The 16,311-nt window shown below is 69.7% G+C and carries 12 protein-coding genes; 8 read left to right on the top strand and 4 right to left on the bottom strand.

Going from position 1 to position 16,311, the window contains the following annotated elements; all coding sequences use genetic code 11:
* Positions 1-34: 34 nt before the first annotated feature.
* The 6 genes from GCU60_RS14540 (at position 35) to GCU60_RS14515 (ending at position 6,794) form a co-directional block, all read left to right on the top strand.
* Positions 35-394 carry a YraN family protein gene (locus GCU60_RS14540; RefSeq protein ID WP_163206450.1) on the top strand — a complete coding sequence of 120 codons (360 nt, stop codon included), beginning with the start codon at positions 35-37 and terminating at the stop codon, positions 392-394.
* Positions 391-1,911: a YifB family Mg chelatase-like AAA ATPase gene (locus GCU60_RS14535; protein ID WP_163206448.1), complete on the top strand. Its 1,521-nt coding sequence runs from the start codon at positions 391-393 to the stop codon at positions 1,909-1,911. Before GCU60_RS14540 ends, GCU60_RS14535 begins: the two co-directional genes overlap by 4 nt.
* Positions 1,908-3,155, top strand: a complete 1,248-nt coding sequence (gene dprA, locus GCU60_RS14530) for a DNA-processing protein DprA (protein WP_163206446.1) — start codon at positions 1,908-1,910, stop codon at positions 3,153-3,155. The genes GCU60_RS14535 and dprA overlap by 4 nt, the downstream gene beginning before the upstream one ends.
* Before the next feature lie 31 nt (positions 3,156-3,186).
* Positions 3,187-4,125 carry a tyrosine-type recombinase/integrase gene (locus GCU60_RS14525; protein ID WP_163206444.1) on the top strand — a complete coding sequence of 313 codons (939 nt, stop codon included), beginning with the start codon at positions 3,187-3,189 and terminating at the stop codon, positions 4,123-4,125.
* A gap of 92 nt (positions 4,126-4,217) precedes the next feature.
* A complete protein-coding gene (gene whiG / locus GCU60_RS14520) occupies positions 4,218-5,018 on the top strand; it encodes an RNA polymerase sigma factor WhiG (protein ID WP_163206442.1) in 801 nt (266 codons plus the stop codon).
* Positions 5,019-5,645: 627 nt separating this feature from the next.
* Entirely contained in the window at positions 5,646-6,794 is a 1,149-nt protein-coding gene (locus GCU60_RS14515) for a DUF4062 domain-containing protein (protein WP_163206441.1), read from the top strand.
* Between the two features lie 50 nt (positions 6,795-6,844).
* On the opposite strand, the gene GCU60_RS14510 is transcribed toward GCU60_RS14515, so the two are convergent.
* The 4 genes from GCU60_RS14510 to GCU60_RS14495 all read right to left on the bottom strand — a co-directional run bounded on the left by GCU60_RS14510 (position 6,845) and on the right by GCU60_RS14495 (position 13,253).
* Complete coding sequence (locus GCU60_RS14510; RefSeq protein ID WP_163206439.1) at positions 6,845-8,695, bottom strand: TniQ family protein; 1,851 nt, start codon at positions 8,693-8,695, stop codon at positions 6,845-6,847.
* Positions 8,692-9,891, bottom strand: a complete 1,200-nt coding sequence (locus GCU60_RS14505; protein WP_163206437.1) for an ATP-binding protein — start codon at positions 9,889-9,891, stop codon at positions 8,692-8,694. Before GCU60_RS14505 ends, GCU60_RS14510 begins: the two co-directional genes overlap by 4 nt.
* A 99-nt stretch (positions 9,892-9,990) precedes the next feature.
* Positions 9,991-12,237 carry a Mu transposase C-terminal domain-containing protein gene (locus GCU60_RS14500; RefSeq protein WP_163206435.1) on the bottom strand — a complete coding sequence of 749 codons (2,247 nt, stop codon included), beginning with the start codon at positions 12,235-12,237 and terminating at the stop codon, positions 9,991-9,993.
* Positions 12,234-13,253: a TnsA-like heteromeric transposase endonuclease subunit gene (locus tag GCU60_RS14495; RefSeq protein WP_163206433.1), complete on the bottom strand. Its 1,020-nt coding sequence runs from the start codon at positions 13,251-13,253 to the stop codon at positions 12,234-12,236. The genes GCU60_RS14500 and GCU60_RS14495 overlap by 4 nt, the downstream gene beginning before the upstream one ends.
* Positions 13,254-13,503: 250 nt before the next feature.
* On the opposite strand from GCU60_RS14495, the gene GCU60_RS14490 reads away from it, so the two are divergent.
* Complete coding sequence (locus GCU60_RS14490; protein WP_163206431.1) at positions 13,504-14,028, top strand: hypothetical protein; 525 nt, start codon at positions 13,504-13,506, stop codon at positions 14,026-14,028.
* A gap of 265 nt (positions 14,029-14,293) precedes the next feature.
* Positions 14,294-16,306: a site-specific DNA-methyltransferase gene (locus GCU60_RS14485; protein WP_163206429.1), complete on the top strand. Its 2,013-nt coding sequence runs from the start codon at positions 14,294-14,296 to the stop codon at positions 16,304-16,306.
* Positions 16,307-16,311 lie beyond the last annotated feature (5 nt).

The following is a 16,311-nucleotide window of genomic DNA, read 5'->3' as shown; positions in this document are numbered from 1 at the left end:
TCGCGGTGATCGTCCCGGGCGGCACGGTCGAGAGGTGCCTCCAACCTCTGAACTCGGCGCCCGCGGTGAGCAGATCGCCGTCGCCTACCTGACCGACAGCGGACTCCGCGTCCTCGACCGCAACTGGCGCTGCCGGGAGGGCGAGCTCGACGTCGTCGCGCGAGAGGGCGACGCCCTCGTCTTCTGCGAGGTCAAGACCCGCCGCGGCATCGGCTACGGCCACCCGGTGGAGGCGGTCACGGCCGCCAAGGCCGGGCGCATCCGGGTGCTGGCGCAGCGCTGGCTGGCGGCGCACGACGAACACGCCCGCGACGTGCGGTTCGACGTCGTCGGCGTGCTGGTCCGGCCCGAGCGCCCGGCGCTCGTGACGCACCTGCGCGGAGCGTTCTCGTGACGCTGGCACGCACCTGGTCGGTGGGGCTGGCCGGCGTCCGTGGCGCCATCGTCGAGGTCGAGGTGGACATCGCCACCGGCCTGCCCGGTGTCGCCCTGGTCGGCCTGCCGGACGCGGTGGTGCGGCAGTCGGTGGACCGGGTGCGTGCCGCGATCGTCAACGCAGGCGGTGAGTTCCCGGCCCGGCGCATCACCATCGGGCTGTCCCCGGCGTCGATGCCGAAGCAGGGCAGCGGCTTCGACCTCGCGCTGGCCGCGGCCGTGCTGGCTGCTTCCGGCGCGGTCCGGCGGCGGGCCGTGGACCGCCTCGTCCTGCTGGGGGAGCTGGGTCTGGACGGCGCGGTCCGCGGGATCAGGGGCGTGCTGCCCGCAGTGCTGGCGGCGGCGCGAGCCGGGCACGTGCAGGTGGTCGTCCCGATGGCGAACGCGGCCGAGGCGGCGCTGGTCGACCGCGTCCAGGTGCTCGCGGTGGAGACCCTCACCCAGCTCCTGGCGCACTTGAAGGGAACGAGCCCCCTGGTGCCGTACGAGCGGGGCGCCCTGCCCGCCGAGCTGCCGGTGCCCGACCTCGGGGACGTGGTGGGGCAGGCCGCCGGGCGCCGGGCCGTCGAGGTCGCGGCAGCGGGCGGGCACCACCTGTACCTGGCCGGGCCACCCGGCGCCGGGAAGACGATGCTCGCCGAGCGCCTGCCCGGCCTGCTCCCGCCGCTGGACGAGGAGGCCGCGCTCGAGGTCACCGCCATCCACTCGATCGCCGGCACTCTGCCGCCGGAGGCGCCGCTGGTCACCCGGCCCACCTTCGAGGCGCCGCACCACTCGGCGACGATGGCAGCCCTCATCGGGGGAGGTTCCGGTCAGATCCGCCCGGGAGCGCTGTGCCGGGCGCACCGGGGCGTCCTCTTCCTGGACGAGGCCCCGGAGTTCCCGCGCGCGGTGCTGGACACGCTGCGCCAGCCGCTCGAGCGGGGGCAGGTCACGATCCAGCGGGCCGCCGGTTCGGCCACCTTCCCGTGCCGGGCGCAGCTGGTGCTGGCGGCCAACCCGTGCCCGTGCGCCAGCGCCGCCGGGGACACCGCCTGCACCTGCAGCCCGCTGGAACGTCGGCGGTACCAGTCGCGGCTCTCCGGTCCGCTGCTCGACCGCGTCGACCTGCGGGTGGACCTCCCGCCGGTGACGCGGGCGGCATGGCTGGACGGGCTCGGTGCGCCGGAGTCCACCGCGGTCGTGGCCCAACGGGTGTTGCGGGCCAGAGCGGCCGCGGGGGAGCGGTTGGCCGGGACCGGGCTGCGGCTCAACAGCGAGGTGCCCGGCCGGATGCTCCGCGAACGGTTCGTCATCCCACGGGCGTCGCTCACCCTCGCCGAGCGGGCGCTGGAGCGTGGCTCGCTCTCGGTGCGCGGGTTCGACCGGGTGATCCGGGTGGCCTGGACGCTGGCCGACCTGGCCGGCCGGACCGTGCCCGGCTCCGACGAGGTGGCCGAGGCGCTCGGCATGCGTTTGCAGCGGGCTGCGGCATGAACGCCCTCGAGGAGGACCTGGAGGACGCAGCCGTCCACTCCTCAGCCGGGGACATGCACCCGGGGCTGCGGCGGGCGCGGGCCTGGCTCAGCCGCGCGGTCGAGCCGGGCACGATCGACTTCTGGCGGTACGTCGAGGACACCGGCCCCGTGGAGGCCGCCCGGCGGATCCGCGCGGGCTCGGTCCCCGACCGGATCCGCGCACTGGTGGGCGCCCGGGCCGGGCAGGACGAGACGCCGGCCGACTTCCGGCGCGCCGAGCGGTGCGGTGCGCGTCTCGTCGTGCCGGAGGACGACGAGTGGCCGGCGTTCGCGCTGCACGCGTTGACCCGGGCCACCGCCGAGCAACCGCAGGACCCGGCGCGCCAGGACAAGCGCACGAAGGCGCTCGTGCCGCCGCTGGCCCTGTGGGTGCGCGGAGGGGCCCGGCTGGACGAGCTGACCGAACGCTCGGTGGCGATCGTCGGCTCGCGCGCCTCCACGGCCTACGGCGAACACGTGGCCGGCGAGCTCGGCCACCAGCTGGCCGGGCGCGGGTGGACCGTCGTCTCCGGCGGCGCGTTCGGCATCGACACCGCCGCCCACCGCGGCGCCCTCGCCGCCGGCGGGCCGACCGTCGCGGTGCTCGCCTGCGGCGTGGACCGGCCCTACCCGGCGGGGAACGGGGCGCTGCTGCACCGCATCGCCGACGAGGGCCTGCTGCTCAGCGAGTGGCCGCCGGGGGCGGCCCCGCACCAGCATCGGTTTCTGGTCCGCAACCGGCTCATCGCCGCCCTGACCCGCGGCACCGTCGTGGTGGAGGCGGCGGCACGGTCGGGTGCCCAGGCGACGGCGAAGCGAGCGCGGGACCTCGGCCGGCAGGTGCTGGTCGTCCCGGGCCCCGTGACGTCGGCCATGAGCGTGGGCTGCCACGAGCTGCTGCGGGAACAGGAGGGCGGCGCCCGGCTCGTGACGAACGCGGCGCAGGTCATCGAGGAGGTCGGCGGGATCGGCACCGACCTCGCGCCGCCGGTGGAGCGGCCGGCGTCGCCGCGGGACGGGCTCTCCGACCTCGCGGCTCGCGTGCTCGACGCCTGCCCGGTGCGCATCGGCGTGAGCCCCGAGCGGCTGGCGAGCGTCGCCGGCTGCGACGTCCTGGAGGTCCTCCGGGTGCTGCCAGCCCTGGAGCTCGCCGAGCTCGTCCAGTGGACCGGCACAGGATGGCGCCTCACGCCACCGCCGAAGCCCCCCGGCGCGGCGGCTTGACCAGGGGGGAGCGCCGACGGACCGTGCCCCCGTGTCCGCTCCGAGCACCGCCGAGGTCCGTGCCGGGCTGCCGCCTGCCCTGGCCGAGGCCCTGGCCGGGTACGAGGAGCACCTGACCGCCCAGCGGGACCTGTCGGACAACACCGTGCGGGGCTACGTCAGTGACGCGGTCCGGCTCCTCGACCACCTCGCCCGGCGCGGCGGCCAGCAGCCGCACGACCTCGACCTGGCCACGCTCCGCAGCTGGCTGGCGCAGGGCCGCACCCGCGGGCACAGCCGCTCCACGACGGCACGCAACGCCGCCGGCGCACGCAGCTTCACCGGGTGGCTGCGCCGGGCCGAGCTCCTCCCCGAGGACGTCGGCCAGCGCCTGGTGAGCCCGCGCCCCCGTCGCACCCTGCCCGACGTGCTCGCCCCGGCCCAGGCGCGCGACGTCGTGGAATCGACGTCAGGAGCCGAGGAACCTGTCGGTCTGCGCGACGCCGTCGTGCTGGAGCTGCTGTACGCCTCGGGCATCCGCGTCAGCGAGCTCGTCGGGCTGGACGTCGACGACGTCGACCGGGGCCGCCGCCTGCTGCGCGTGCTCGGCAAGGGCAGCAAGGAGCGCAGCGTCCCCTACGGCATCCCCGCCGAGCGGGCGCTGGACGCCTGGCTCAGCCGGGGGCGTCCCGCCCTGTCCATTCCGGACTCCGGACCGGCCCTGCTGCTGGGGATCCGCGGCCGCCGGCTGGACGCTCGCGAGGCGCGGCGCGTCGTGCACGCCGCCACGGCCCGCGTGCCGGGCGCCCCGGACATCGGCCCGCACGGGCTCCGGCACTCCGCGGCCACCCACGTGCTCGAGGGCGGCGCGGACCTGCGCTCCGTACAGGAGCTGCTCGGCCACGCTAGCCTCGCGACGACGCAGATCTACACGCACGTGACGGTCGAACGGCTCCGTGCGGTTCATGCCCAGGCGCACCCCCGTGCCTGAGGCGGGCGGCCGGGCGGCGATCCGGGCGAGTGACAGTCATGACCACGCGGGACCACGGACGGGGAACCCGCAGCACGACCGAGGAGCGCGACGTGTCTGAGGCAACGATCCACCGGCTCGACGAGTCCGGCGAGGACACCGACGCCATGCTGGCCGAGCTCTGGCACCGGTACGTCGAGGGCCGTGACGCCGGGCTGCGCGACCGGCTGATCCTGCACTACGCGCCGCTGGTCAAGTACGTCGCCGGCCGGGTCGGCAGCGGCCTGCCCGCACACGTGGAGCAGGCCGACCTCATCTCCTACGGCACCTTCGGCCTCATCGACGCGATCACCCGGTACGAGCCCACGCGCGAGGTCAAGTTCGAGAGCTACGCGATGGCCCGCATCCGCGGCGCGATCATCGACGAGCTGCGCAACACCGACTGGATCCCGCGGTCGGTCCGGGTCAAGGCCCGGGCGTTCGAGCGCACCGTCGCCGAGCTGGAGGCCAAGTATCACCGGACGCCGACCGACGAAGAGGTCGCCGACGTCATGGGCATGGACGTCGAGGACATCCGCAAGTTCCTGGGCCAGCTGTCCCTGGTCAACGTCGTCGCCCTGGACGAGCTGCTCACCGACGACGACGGCGGTTCCCCGCGCCTCGGTGACACGCTCCAGGACACCAGCGCGCTCGACCCCCAGGCCATGGCCGAGCACGGCGAGGCCCGGCAGCTGCTTGCCCGCGCCGTCGAGCAGCTGCCCGAGCGGGAGAAGGTCGTCGTCTCCCTCTACTACTTCGAGGGCCTCACCCTCGCCGACATCGGACGCGTCCTCGGGGTGACCGAGAGCCGCATCTGCCAGCTCCACACGAAGGCCGTCCTGCACCTGCGGACAAAGCTGGCTGACATCGCGTGACGATGTGACTCGTCACGATAGTTGAGCAATCGTCACTTTTCGTGGGCACAGCGTCGGTTCGTCACTTCAGTTGGGCAACGCGAACGTGCTGGTCAAGCGGGGGATGCGACGCTGAGTGACGCGCTTCGTCACTTTAGTTGGGCAATACGCAGGTTCGTCACTTCAGTTGGGCAAACCGGCCAGTTCGTCACCTTAGTTGGGCAAACTCGCGCTTCTCGTCACTTTAGTTGGGCAAGATACTTGTTCCTCGGTGCTCGCCGAGCACCAGGAAGTGTCAGTCTCTCGCCCTACCGTGCGTCCCTACCAGGTCCCGTTCGGTGAGGAGGCGGCATGGCAGGCAGGTCGGACGCGGTCAAGGCACGGTTGGAGTGCCGACGATGTCGATCGTCCATCAGCATCTGCGTCCCGGCACGACGCGGGGTGCCGGAGTTCCTTCGTTGCGATCACGACAACCACGGTGGCGTGCGTAAGGACGGTTCCGGCGACATCCTGTGCGAAGAGTGCGGCTGCCTGTGGAAGATCGGTGGTGACCGCCTGAGCCGCGAGATTGAAGAGGCGCTGTCCTCGAACATGCCGGAGTGGCGGCGACAGGGTGTCGTCGTCCTGTTCTGCGGGGACAGGTAAACCATGAGGGTCTTCATCTCGTCAGTCCGTCGTGGCCTGGCAGCCGAACGCGACTACCTTCCCGACCTCATCCGTGCGATTGGCCATGAGCCGTCGCGCTTCGAGGACTTCGGGGCACGCAACGCGACCAGTCGGGGGGCGTGCCTGGAGGGCGTGAATCAGGCAGAGGTCTACGTACTGCTGCTCGGCCCCCATTACGGGGACGAGATGGAGGACTCGGGAGTGTCCGCAACGGCGGAGGAGTTCAACGTCGCCCAACAGCGCGGCATCCCGATCTTGGTCTTCAAGAAGGCGGGCGTTGACCACGAGCCTGCCCAAGAGGACTTCATCCGTCGGCTCGGGAACTACCAGCAGGGCCGGTTCTGGGCGGAGTTCACCGACGAGAAGGCGCTCGGTGTCGCGGTCGCTACGGCCTTGCGGAACCTGAGCGTCCCGCCCGCGCCGCTCACCTACCTCCCGCTCTCCCAGCCCGTCGAGGCTGTCTGGCGACGCGACCGGGACTCACTCGATGATCGGAGCCTCTACGCGCCCGTTCTGGAGGTGCACGCACTGCCAACGTCGGTTGGCCCGCTGCGCCCCGTCTCTCAACTCTCGGAACTCGCCCAGCGTCTGGCCGTGCGGGGCCGCGAGATGGGCTTCTTCGGGCAGGCCGACGCCCTGACCATCGACCACGACAGCACCACCGCGTGGGCGCTCCGGCGCAACGACCGGCAGGGGGGCGGACGATTCAACGACCGCCAGAACGACCCGTACTCCGGGCTGGCAGTCGGACGGGACGGGGGAGCGATGATCTTCCAGGCGCTCCCGACCGACGTCATGGGCGCCCTAATCGACCAGGCTGACCTCGAACAGCGGATCAGCGTCCTGCTCCGCATCCTCGCTCCTCATCTGCCCGTCACCGAACACGTCGCGCTGGCCGCTGCCCTCGACCCCATCGATCGCGTCGCGGAAGGCGACCCGAGCCTGGTCGGGAACCGGACCAGCGGACACATGGCGGCGCACGGTGGTGACAAGGCCGCCCGTGCTGAGCCGGTAGACCAGGTCGCCCGCGCCAGCCTCACCGACGGACTTTCCGCCGTCGCCGAAGAACTCGCAGTCCGACTCCTTCAGGCCCTCCGCGCCACCACGACCTCGCGCGGCCCTTGGAGTTGACCCTGCCGGTTCCTGGCCCAGCGAGCCGACGTTCAGGTGACCGTCAGGCTTCAGGCAGCGTTCGAACGTGAAGGCTCCAAGGACGGCTGCCCGTCGGACGGGTTGGCGAGGTCAGCGCTGCTGTCGATGAGTGCGGTCAGCCGGGCGGCGTACTCGGCCACGATCGAGACGTGCTCGTCGGTGCAGCGGCGAGTGAGGGTGCTGAGGACGGCCATGACACCGCCGGTGCAGGTGCGTCCGCTGTCGGACTGGGTCCGCACCATCGGGGCTACGGCGGGGTCGCCGCCGGTCACCAGGCTCCAGATCCAGGCGTCGTAGGCGGGACGCCGCTCCGCCCAGGGCGTGTCTTTGCGGGCCAGCCTGGCACCGAGGAGCGCCTGCTGGAGGCCGTGCCAGTCCTCTTCGGGGATCGTCCAGTCGCCGGTGAAGTGGCGGCGGCGGTGCCCGTGGTTGACCGGGTGGTGGCTGTCGAGCGCGTTGGCGAGGTCGGCGACTGTGTCGTGGAACCAGTCGGTGCGGCGACCGTTGCCGAGGGCGCGTCCGGTGCGGACAACGGCGGCTTCGGCGCTGTAGTGCGGATAGCCGAGGAGATCGGCCGCTTCTTCCAGGCTGCATCGAGTGATCAGCCGAGTGATCGCGATGGGCACCGCGCGACGGACGTTGCGTTCGTTGGTCGGCGTGATCATCGGGAAGACCCGACGGTAGGTGGCGTCGTCGAGAAAGGCGGGCAAGTGGTCACTGGTGATGCGGTAGGTGCGGTCGGCGGCGGCGCTGCGAAGTCGAGCCGTAGTGGTGACGCCAGTGCGTCCCGGCTGGAAGTAGCGACCGAGCCCGACTGACGGTTCGCTCGTAGAACGGATGCGCGCCCACAGCAGGCGTTCGTTGCGGATGGTTGAGGCGACGAGACCGTGGAGTTGGTCGGACGGGGAGTCCTCGTCGAGGAGCCGGGCGGCGGTGACCAGCAGGGTGGCGGTGACGCGGCTGTCGACGGGCGGATGAGTCCAGGTGCGGTCGCTGCGGTCGCGCTTGCTGCGGTGCAAGCGTCGCGCGTGGCGCTCGGCGAGGTAGTCCACGGCCGGATCGGTCAGAGTGCGGGGCAGCATGGCCAGGACGCTGGGCTCGTTGGCCAGTTGCAGCAGAACGGCCAGGACGCGGAGGTCCCGTAGGTACTGGTCGGCGCTGACGGGCACGCCGAGCGAGGTCAGGTTCTCTGCGCGGCCATCGAGAATGGCGTTGAGCCGCTCCTGGAGCGCCAAGACGGGCGGGGGCGCGTCGAGGGCTTCAGCGTGGTCCAAGCGGGCGCCACAGAGCGTCTGAGCCGAGCCGACGGTCGCGCGGCAGGCGGCGGGGTGGGCCACCGGCTGGCTGACGCGGGGAATGAGGGTCACCCCGCGCACGCCGGAGTTGCCGACTGAGGTGTTGCAGGCCGGACAGGCGTGCGGGAGCAGGACTGCATGGCGGGTGCAGGCGACCGCCCAGGGTGTCTGCCAAGAGACGGCCCAGGTGGTGCGGTCGGGGTTCTCGTCGGGGGTGTCGGCGAGGCACTGCGGGCAGTAGCGGGTTAGCGGTGGCGCTACCCAGAGGGCGCCGTGCACGGTCCGGGCGGCCCGCGCTGGGGCGGTCGAGTCGAAGAGGTGCCCGTCATAGCGACCGAGGGTGAGGCGGGTGACCTCGTCGAGGGCCAGCCCGGTCGCGGTCGCGAACGCTTCCTGAGGTCCGTCAGGGAGGGTGACGGCGTACCCGGTGTCGATCTCGTTGCGCGTCTTCGATTCGAGTCCCGTGCGGACAGCGAGTTCGTTGGGAGTCATGCCGAGCCGGTGGCACAGGTTCAGCAGGTACCCGGCGAGGGACTCGTCGGGGTGTGCGGCGAGGCTGCGTGGAAGCCGTCGAGGAAGGCTCATGCCGGGACCCGCCGCTGGCGGTCACCGTTGAAGGAGCCGTTGCGTTGCTTCTTCCTGCTCGACGCGGCCTTCTTGCCGATGCTTGTGGCCGCGTCGATCTCGGGGCTGCTGCCGCTGACGGCGGCGTGATCCAACTGGACCTTCAGGAAGTCGTCGCGCGTGAGGTGCTCACCCCCGTCGGCGACAGACCGACCAAGAACGGCGTTGGAAGCCTCAGCGATGTAGCGGCTCAATGAGCCGATTACTCCGCCGGTCTGGGCGAACAGGAACTCCGGCAGATCCTCGCTAAGCATCCCAGGGGTCTTGTCGAGTAGCGGCAGGTCCTGTTCGACGGCCGCGAGGTGCGCCACCCATTCGGTGATCTCTTCGGCGGAGTCGTAGGTGAACGGGTCGAGGTTGAGGACGCTGAACCGGCGCCGGGTCTGGGTCAGCAGCCGCTTCTGCTTCGTCCCTGCCCGCCCTTCGTAGAGCAGACCGCATCCTTCGACGTCGACTCCGATGCCGATGACGGTTGCGCTGGTTTCCTGGAGGCCACGGATCCAGTCGGCGGCGTCCTGGTCGGCTTCCCGGTGCATCTTCACGCGGGTGATGTCATCGAGAACGACCAACCTGGTTCCGCAGTCCCGGATGAGTGTGTGGACGCGGTCGGTCAACTGGGCCTCGGTGCGGATGCCACGGGGCACTTCTCCGTAGAAGTTGAGGATCTTGCGGCAGAGCGCACCGATGCTGACCTTCGGTGGAACGTTGATCCAGATGACCGGGATCCACCTGTCGAGGTTGCCGAACATGCCGGGGAAGATGTCGGCCATCTGCCGGGTCTCCTCGTCGAACGAGGCCGCGACCTCGCGCATCAGCGTGGACTTGCCGAGGCCACCCTCGGCGGAGATGAACAGGCCCGGCCGGACACCGGGATCAGCGTTCAGCGTGTTGGTGCTGAGCGTGGTTTCAATCTGCTCGCGGATGGCCGCCGCCATCGGCGTGTCCGGCTTGGGCAGGTTGCTCACCGCGACCTTCCGGGCAAGGTTGTAGAGCGCCCGCTGACGCGAAGCCAGGCCCTCATACGCGGAGCGGGTGAGCAGCGGCGGCATCTGGTAGTCGTCCCGGCGGGCGACGTAGGTGGCCCAGCCGTCCGCGTCCTGGACCTGGTTGAGGTCGGGGGGCTGACGGAACCAGTTCTTCGGCAGGTCTTCGATCATGGCGTTATCCATTTCTGGGATGCGTGAGGGGAAGAGCACGGCTGCGGATGCGAAGGGGCTTCGCCTACAGCCATGGAAGGGCTGGACCGCGTGGCGAGGTCACGTCGGCTCCTCGTCGGTCAGGGCCGCGAGGTCGCCGTACGTGCTACCGCGCTTGGCACCCAGCCGCGCTGCTGGGACGACCGTGCCGACGGTGGCGTTCTGCCGTTTGCGAGCCCGTGCGTCGGCGACCGCAGCGGTGCCGATGGCGGTGACGGTCGCCGGTGGCTTGGAACTCAGACCGGAGCCGGGACGGCTCAACTCGGCGTCGGTCGCGGCCTCTTCCTGGCCTTCTGCCTCCACGGGGTGGTCGTCGTCAGCGGGAAGGTCGACGGCTTCCCGGTCACGACGGGCCATCTCCCAGTTGCGCTGGGTCCGTGACCGATCGTTGAGGACCTTCTTGGGCACCGTCTGCCAGGTGCTGCTGGGCTCGTGCACCGTCAGCACGTCCTGGATGAGGATTTCGACCAGTTCGCTGTCGTGCCGGGGACGCATCCCGCTCTCGCGGCGGATGCGGTTGAGCGCGGTGACGTGCCGGTCGGTGAAGCACGGCATCGGACCGGTCGCACCGGTCCACGGGATCACCTGGTACTGGCCGTCCTCGTCGAGGAAGTAGACCTGCCGCATGTCGCGCGGGTCGTACCGGACGGTCCACTTGCCCTTGGCGGCACCGCCGTACGGGGACGGCAGGTTCCGGTGCGGGCCGAGGACTTCGTGGTCGTACCAGAGTTGCCGGATCTTCACGCCCCGGCCGTGGACCTTCACGGCCATGGTCGGAAGCAGACCGTAGTAGTCGTCGCTGGACATCACGCGCGGCGGAAGCCCCGAGGTGGACAGGCCGTGCTGGTACAGGGTGTTGGGTGACCAGTCACCTTCCGGGCACCACGGCGGCTTGACCTCGGACATCGCGTGGTTCTGCCAGATCCGGACCGCCCACAGGGCGATCTCGTCTTCCAACTGCTGCGCCGACCACACGACCGTGCCATCGACGTTCGCGCCGCGTTCGGAGGAGTCGCTGCCCCGATAGCCCCGCAGGTGCTCCAGCAGCATGGACCTCAGGGAGCCGAAGAACCGTTCCACGATGGCTTTGTCCGAGCCCATGCGGACACGGGCGGGAAGCACGCTGATGCCCTGCTGGCGGGCGGCGGCGACGCTGATGTGGGACTTGTAGGTGGAGCCGTGGTCGACCACCACCGCTTCAGTGTTGACGAAGGGGAGCCCGGCGATTTCGCCGCCGTGGATCTCGGTGATCAGTTCTTCGGGGACGCCGACGAACGGCCAGCGGGCATCGTCAGGCCATCCCGCGCGCATCTGCATGGGGCGAGCCAAGTCACGCAGCGCGAAGGTGATGTCGATGGCCTTCTCGGCGTTCTCCACGACCCGGACTTCGACGACCGACCGCGAGTACCAGTCGATGCCGAGGACCAGGCTTCCCCGGATGACCCCCGCCAGGTTGGTGCCCGCCAGCAGCACGTCCAGGTTGTTGGTGTCCATGAGGACGAGTTCGCCGGGACGAGTCGGGTTCGGCCGCCGGAAACCGTGCGCGGGCGCCGTGGTGGCGCTGCGCCGGGTGCGGGCCTTGCCGGACAGGTCGCTGGGGATGAACCGGTCCTTGAACCAGCGCTCGATAGTGGAGGCCGACGGCACGAGCGCGTCGGCGCCCTTGCCGTGGTGTTCGAGCATCCACTGCTTGATTTTGTTCATGCGGGTCTTCATGGACACGTTGGAGCCCTGGCGGGTCTCCTCGAAGACGATCCAGCAGGCTTCTTCGACGCGCTTGTCGATGGAGTGCCGACCGTGTGACCGGCGAACCAGGCGGCAATCCACGACGCCGTCCAGGCCCATTCCCGTATTCAGGGCGGCGCTGATCCGACGGATCGTCGTGTAGGACATGTCCAGTCCGGCTGCCCGCGCGAGATCGTTGTTCAGTTCGGCGGCCTTCGTCCGCCGCCGCGCGGTCAGCGTCGTGGTCTCCGGGTTGTACTGCGGACGAGGCTCACCCGGAGCGGGCCGGTGCGGATCACCGGACCGGTATCCGGTCTCTGCTTCCCGGACGTGCTCGATGCGGGCTTCCAGCAGCCGCCGATCGGTCGTGGACAGGCGCTCGGCCGCCGCGTTGTGCGCGCGAGCACCAGCCGGGTCGTGCAGGTCCGGGTGGGTGACGAAGTCCTCGACGCCGAGGGTGACGAGGACGCCGTTCTCATCGGCCAGCCGCACCGCACCCTCGGCGGTGTCGTAGCCGAGGACGGTGTGCTGGACCCCTGCCAGTGCCAGGCGTACGCCGGGGATCGGACGGATCGTGGTCATCGCGTTGACTCCTGACCGGGCAGCGCGACGAGCGTGTCGTCGGCGAGGAGCCGGGACAGGTCCACGGTGACTTCGCGGTCCCAGATCAGCCGCTGGAGGATCGCGCGGGCGAACGCTGGAGCCGGGAACGTGTCGGCCAGCCGAGCGAAGGGTGTCGGGCCGTCGCTGGCCAGCCGCTCCAGGATGTCCTCGCCGTAGCCGTAGGGGTCGTCGCAGTTGCGGGTGGCGGCGATGGTGGACAGCACGGTGAACGGCGGCCGGGGATAGTCGGTGACGAGCGCGTGGCCCCAGCCGCGAGCCACGCAGATCGCTGCGATCGCGGCGCAGTTTTCCAGCAGCGCATCGTTGACCAGGGCCGAGGGGCGGCAGTTCGCCACGGTCGGCACACCGTCGGCGACGATCATGAAGTCGGGGGTGTGCTTCCGCTGCCGCTCGCCGTCGTGCCAACTGAGCGTGAACGGTTGACTGGCGACGGCGGTGACCGCGTCGAAGTCCAGCACGACCAGCAGGTCCCGCTCGAACAGTGACTCATGTGCCTGCAACTCACCGGTGGAAGCAAGGAAGTGCAGCCCGGAGCGGGTCATCGTGCGGGCGTGCCAGGTGTTGGTACGGATGGGGTCGGACGACAGCAGGTCTCCGGGGGACACGTCGGTGACGGTCTCCGTGCTCTCGGTCTGGCCGTGCCGGTACGTCACGGTCCAGCGCGAAGTCCAGCCCCGGTCCGGATCGGCCATGGCCTTCACCGGGCGCTGGGCGGTCAGGTCGCGCCAGGTCGCATCCGCTGACCACAGCGGCGGTGCAGCAGGTGACCGGTACCGGAGCACCGGCGGTAGCAGCCGAATGCTTGTGGACGACACGACGCGCTCCTCCCTGTTCGAACGCCTGTTCGAACGATGGGCGGGACAGTAGGTCGTGAGGCCGACAAGATCCACCGGCGTCAGCGCCGGGCAGGCGAACGCCCCCGAGGCAGGCGCACCACCAGGCGAGGGCCTGGCGCAGGGGGTCGTGCTGGTCATCCGGACCTCCGGGCTCCAAGAGCCGTGGGTCGGCTCGACGCTTCCACGGTGGCGAAATCCGGACGGTCCAGCGGGCGCGGCTGTCACGAATGACACGACTGTGCGCATACGCTGCGTCAAGCGCCCGACCACTCGACATGTAAACGAGCAGGTCAGAGCACTGTTGACCGTTCCGTCCGCGCGATCGAGCGCCGCATTCGTGACTGTCACGAATGCACCTATGACAGTCACGAATGCCAAGGAGACCCCGGTGCAGCAGCCAGAAGGGCTCACGCTCGACCAGGTCTCGAACCCAGCGTCGCGACCCACCGAGGGTCCGATCTCGATGGAGGACGTGCCCCTCCGGTTCCCCACCGGCGATGTGCGAGGCCGCCGAGCCCCTGACGGCACCAACTGGTGCCGCTGCTGCGACACCACCATCTCCGACCACCCCAAGGCCGCGTTCTGCCTACCGCACCGGACCGAGCGGAACACCCAGAAGCAGCAGGCCCGGCGCGCTCAGGACCGCCCGCCACTCGTCGGCGTTCCCGCCGAACTTGTCGATGTCCTAGTCACCAGGACCGATCGCCTGCTGACCGCGCTCGGGCGAGCCACGGCTGAGTTCAACAGCATGAAGCCTCCGCCGGTCGGCAGTTGGATCGACGACCTCATGCTCGTCGCGAAGGACCTGAGCCTCGCCGTGGACTACGGCCTGCGTCCGGTGTCCAGCCAACAGCGTGTGTCCGAGAGGGAACGGCGGCAAAGCAGCCGTTCGGACCTCTCCTCCGGCGCCTGAGGTCAGCGCTACCTCGTAGACGCTGTTGCGGCCCGAACTTCGAGTCAGGTACGTCCTTGGCGCGACGCGACGCTCTCTGGCCTGCTGGTTGATGTTGTAGCGCGGTGCGCCCGGTGTGCTGCCCGGCTCGCGCCACCGCTGGACTGGCCGAGCAGCCCTGACTCCGCTTGCTGAACCCGCCGTGTCGGACGTCGCAGTTACCGTCTCATCGTGCCGATACAGGCACGGTAGGTAGTGGGCAAGGTCGATGAGGAGTCGCCGCAGCATGGTTGCCAACCGGCAAAAGCCGATCTTGGACGACGCCATCGATCGGATCGACAACCCGGCCCTGCGTCGGCTGATCGAGTCCGAGGTCGAGAAACTGCGCGGATCGCGGACGTTCGGCCTGCTCTTCGACCGCCACATGCCCGAGGCGGCACGCCTCTCGAATCACCCCGTCCGGAAGGGCGTGACGGTCGCACTGCGCGACGAGTCCTCGACCGACACCTGGACGGTAGAACGCTTCACCAGCACAGTCCGCGCTGTTGCGGTCCTCGACGACGGCTCGGAACGGCCGGTCAGCGACCTTGTAGTCGTTCGCGCCTTCGGGGATCCGGTCTATCCCGGTCTGCGCTCTGTGGAACGCATCGAACGGACGCCCGGACAGCCTTGGCACACCGTCATCAACGGTGAGAACTACCACGTCCTTCAGGCTCTCAAGTCTGCACATCTCGGCAAGATCGATCTGATCTACATCGACCCGCCCTACAACACCGGCAGCGACTCCTGGATCTACAACGACCGATACGTCGATGCCAACGACCGCACTCGGTCGTCGAAGTGGCTGTCGTTCATGGAACGCCGCCTGCTCATCGCACGGGATCTGCTGAAGCCGACCGGGGTCATCATCGTCGCCATTGGAGACGATGAGCAGCACCGGCTCCGCATGCTCCTCGACCAGGTGTTTCACCCGCAGAACTTCATCTCCAACATCGTCTGGCAGGGCGGCCGAAAGAACGACTCGCGCTATGTCTCTAACGGCGCGGACTACATGCTTGTCTACGCGAAGAACGAGGAAGCGCTGACCCAGGCGGAGATCGAGTGGCGGGAAAAAAAGCCCGGAGTTGACGAGGCGCTGGACAAGGCGGCGGAGATTTGGGCGGCCACGAATGGCGACCACGCCGAGGCCACCAAGCGGTGGCGCGCCTGGATCAAGGACTTCAAGAAGACAGGCGTGGCATCTGACGCCGTCACGCGGTTCGTCTCACTCGACGCCGATGGGCGACCCATTCGGACCGACGGCAACCTCACGAGCCCCAACCCGCGACCGAACCTCCAGTACGACCTGCTGCACCCCCGCACCCGCAAGCCCGTCCCCATGCCACCGAATGGATGGCGTTACTCGCGCGAGACAATGTCTGACCTCGTCGAGCGTGGCTTGATTCACTTCGGTCCGACCGAGACATCGGGCGTCGGCGGAATCTCTCGACTGGAGGAAATGAACAGCCAAGTGCCCGAGTCAGTCTTCGTTCGCGACCGCAACGCTTCAAGTGCGCGGTTGACCGAGATCCTGGGGGCCAAGCGTTTTCCGAATCCCAAGGACCCTGACGTCCTGATGCGCTGGATTGCGCTCGCGGCACCGGACGATGCCGTCATCCTGGACTTCTTCGGCGGCTCGGGAACCACCACGGAAGCGGTCCTCCGGCTCAACGCAGAGGACGGTGGCACTCGCCGCTCGATCCTCGTGACCAACAACGAAGTCGGAGCCAAGCAGGCGAAGGCTTTGCGGAAGGCGGGACATCATCCCGGCGATCCCGACTGGAACGCCTGGGGCGTGTTCGAGTACGTCACCCGCCCGCGTATCTCCACGGTTGTTACCGGCAAGCGGCCGGACGGTTCGGTCTACTCCGACGGGATGTCCGCCAACGTCGAGTTCTTCGACCTGCACTACCTCGACCCCGGCACGGTCCGGCGCGGACGCGAGTTCGCGGCGATCGCGCCTCTGTTGTGGCTGGAAGCCGGAGCCACCGACGAGCGCATTGGCGAGCCGACCGAGTCCGGTTGGGCGCTCACCGGCCGCTACGGGGTTCTCTTCGACACCGACGCCACGGTCCGGTTCGCCGAGGCTGTCACCAAGGCCGTTCTCGACGGGACCGACATCCGGGTGTGCTTCGTCGTGACCGACTCCGACACCGCCTACGAACGAGCGCTGTCCCGGCTCCCGCAGGGCGTGCCGGTCAAGCGGCTCTACGAGGACTACCTGACCAACTTCGAGATCAACACTCAGGGCGGCGCGTGATGAGC

It is taken from the genome of Blastococcus saxobsidens, assembly GCF_010682065.1.
GTDB classification, from domain to species: domain Bacteria; phylum Actinomycetota; class Actinomycetes; order Mycobacteriales; family Geodermatophilaceae; genus Blastococcus; species Blastococcus saxobsidens_B.
This window is presented reverse-complemented; position numbering and strand designations above follow the sequence as displayed.

Bases quoted from the DNA above. Each gene is read 5' to 3' on its own strand.
- dprA (WP_163206446.1), top strand. From the start codon at position 1,908: ATGAACGCCCTCGAGGAGGACCTGGAGGACGCAGCCGTCCACTCCTCA.
- GCU60_RS14515 (WP_163206441.1), top strand. From the start codon at position 5,646: ATGAGGGTCTTCATCTCGTCAGTCCGTCGTGGCCTGGCAGCCGAACGC.
- GCU60_RS14510 (WP_163206439.1), bottom strand. From the start codon at position 8,695: ATGAGCCTTCCTCGACGGCTTCCACGCAGCCTCGCCGCACACCCCGAC.
- GCU60_RS14505 (WP_163206437.1), bottom strand. From the start codon at position 9,891: ATGATCGAAGACCTGCCGAAGAACTGGTTCCGTCAGCCCCCCGACCTC.
- GCU60_RS14500 (WP_163206435.1), bottom strand. From the start codon at position 12,237: ATGACCACGATCCGTCCGATCCCCGGCGTACGCCTGGCACTGGCAGGG.
- GCU60_RS14495 (WP_163206433.1), bottom strand. From the start codon at position 13,253: ATGACCAGCACGACCCCCTGCGCCAGGCCCTCGCCTGGTGGTGCGCCT.
- GCU60_RS14485 (WP_163206429.1), top strand. From the start codon at position 14,294: ATGGTTGCCAACCGGCAAAAGCCGATCTTGGACGACGCCATCGATCGG.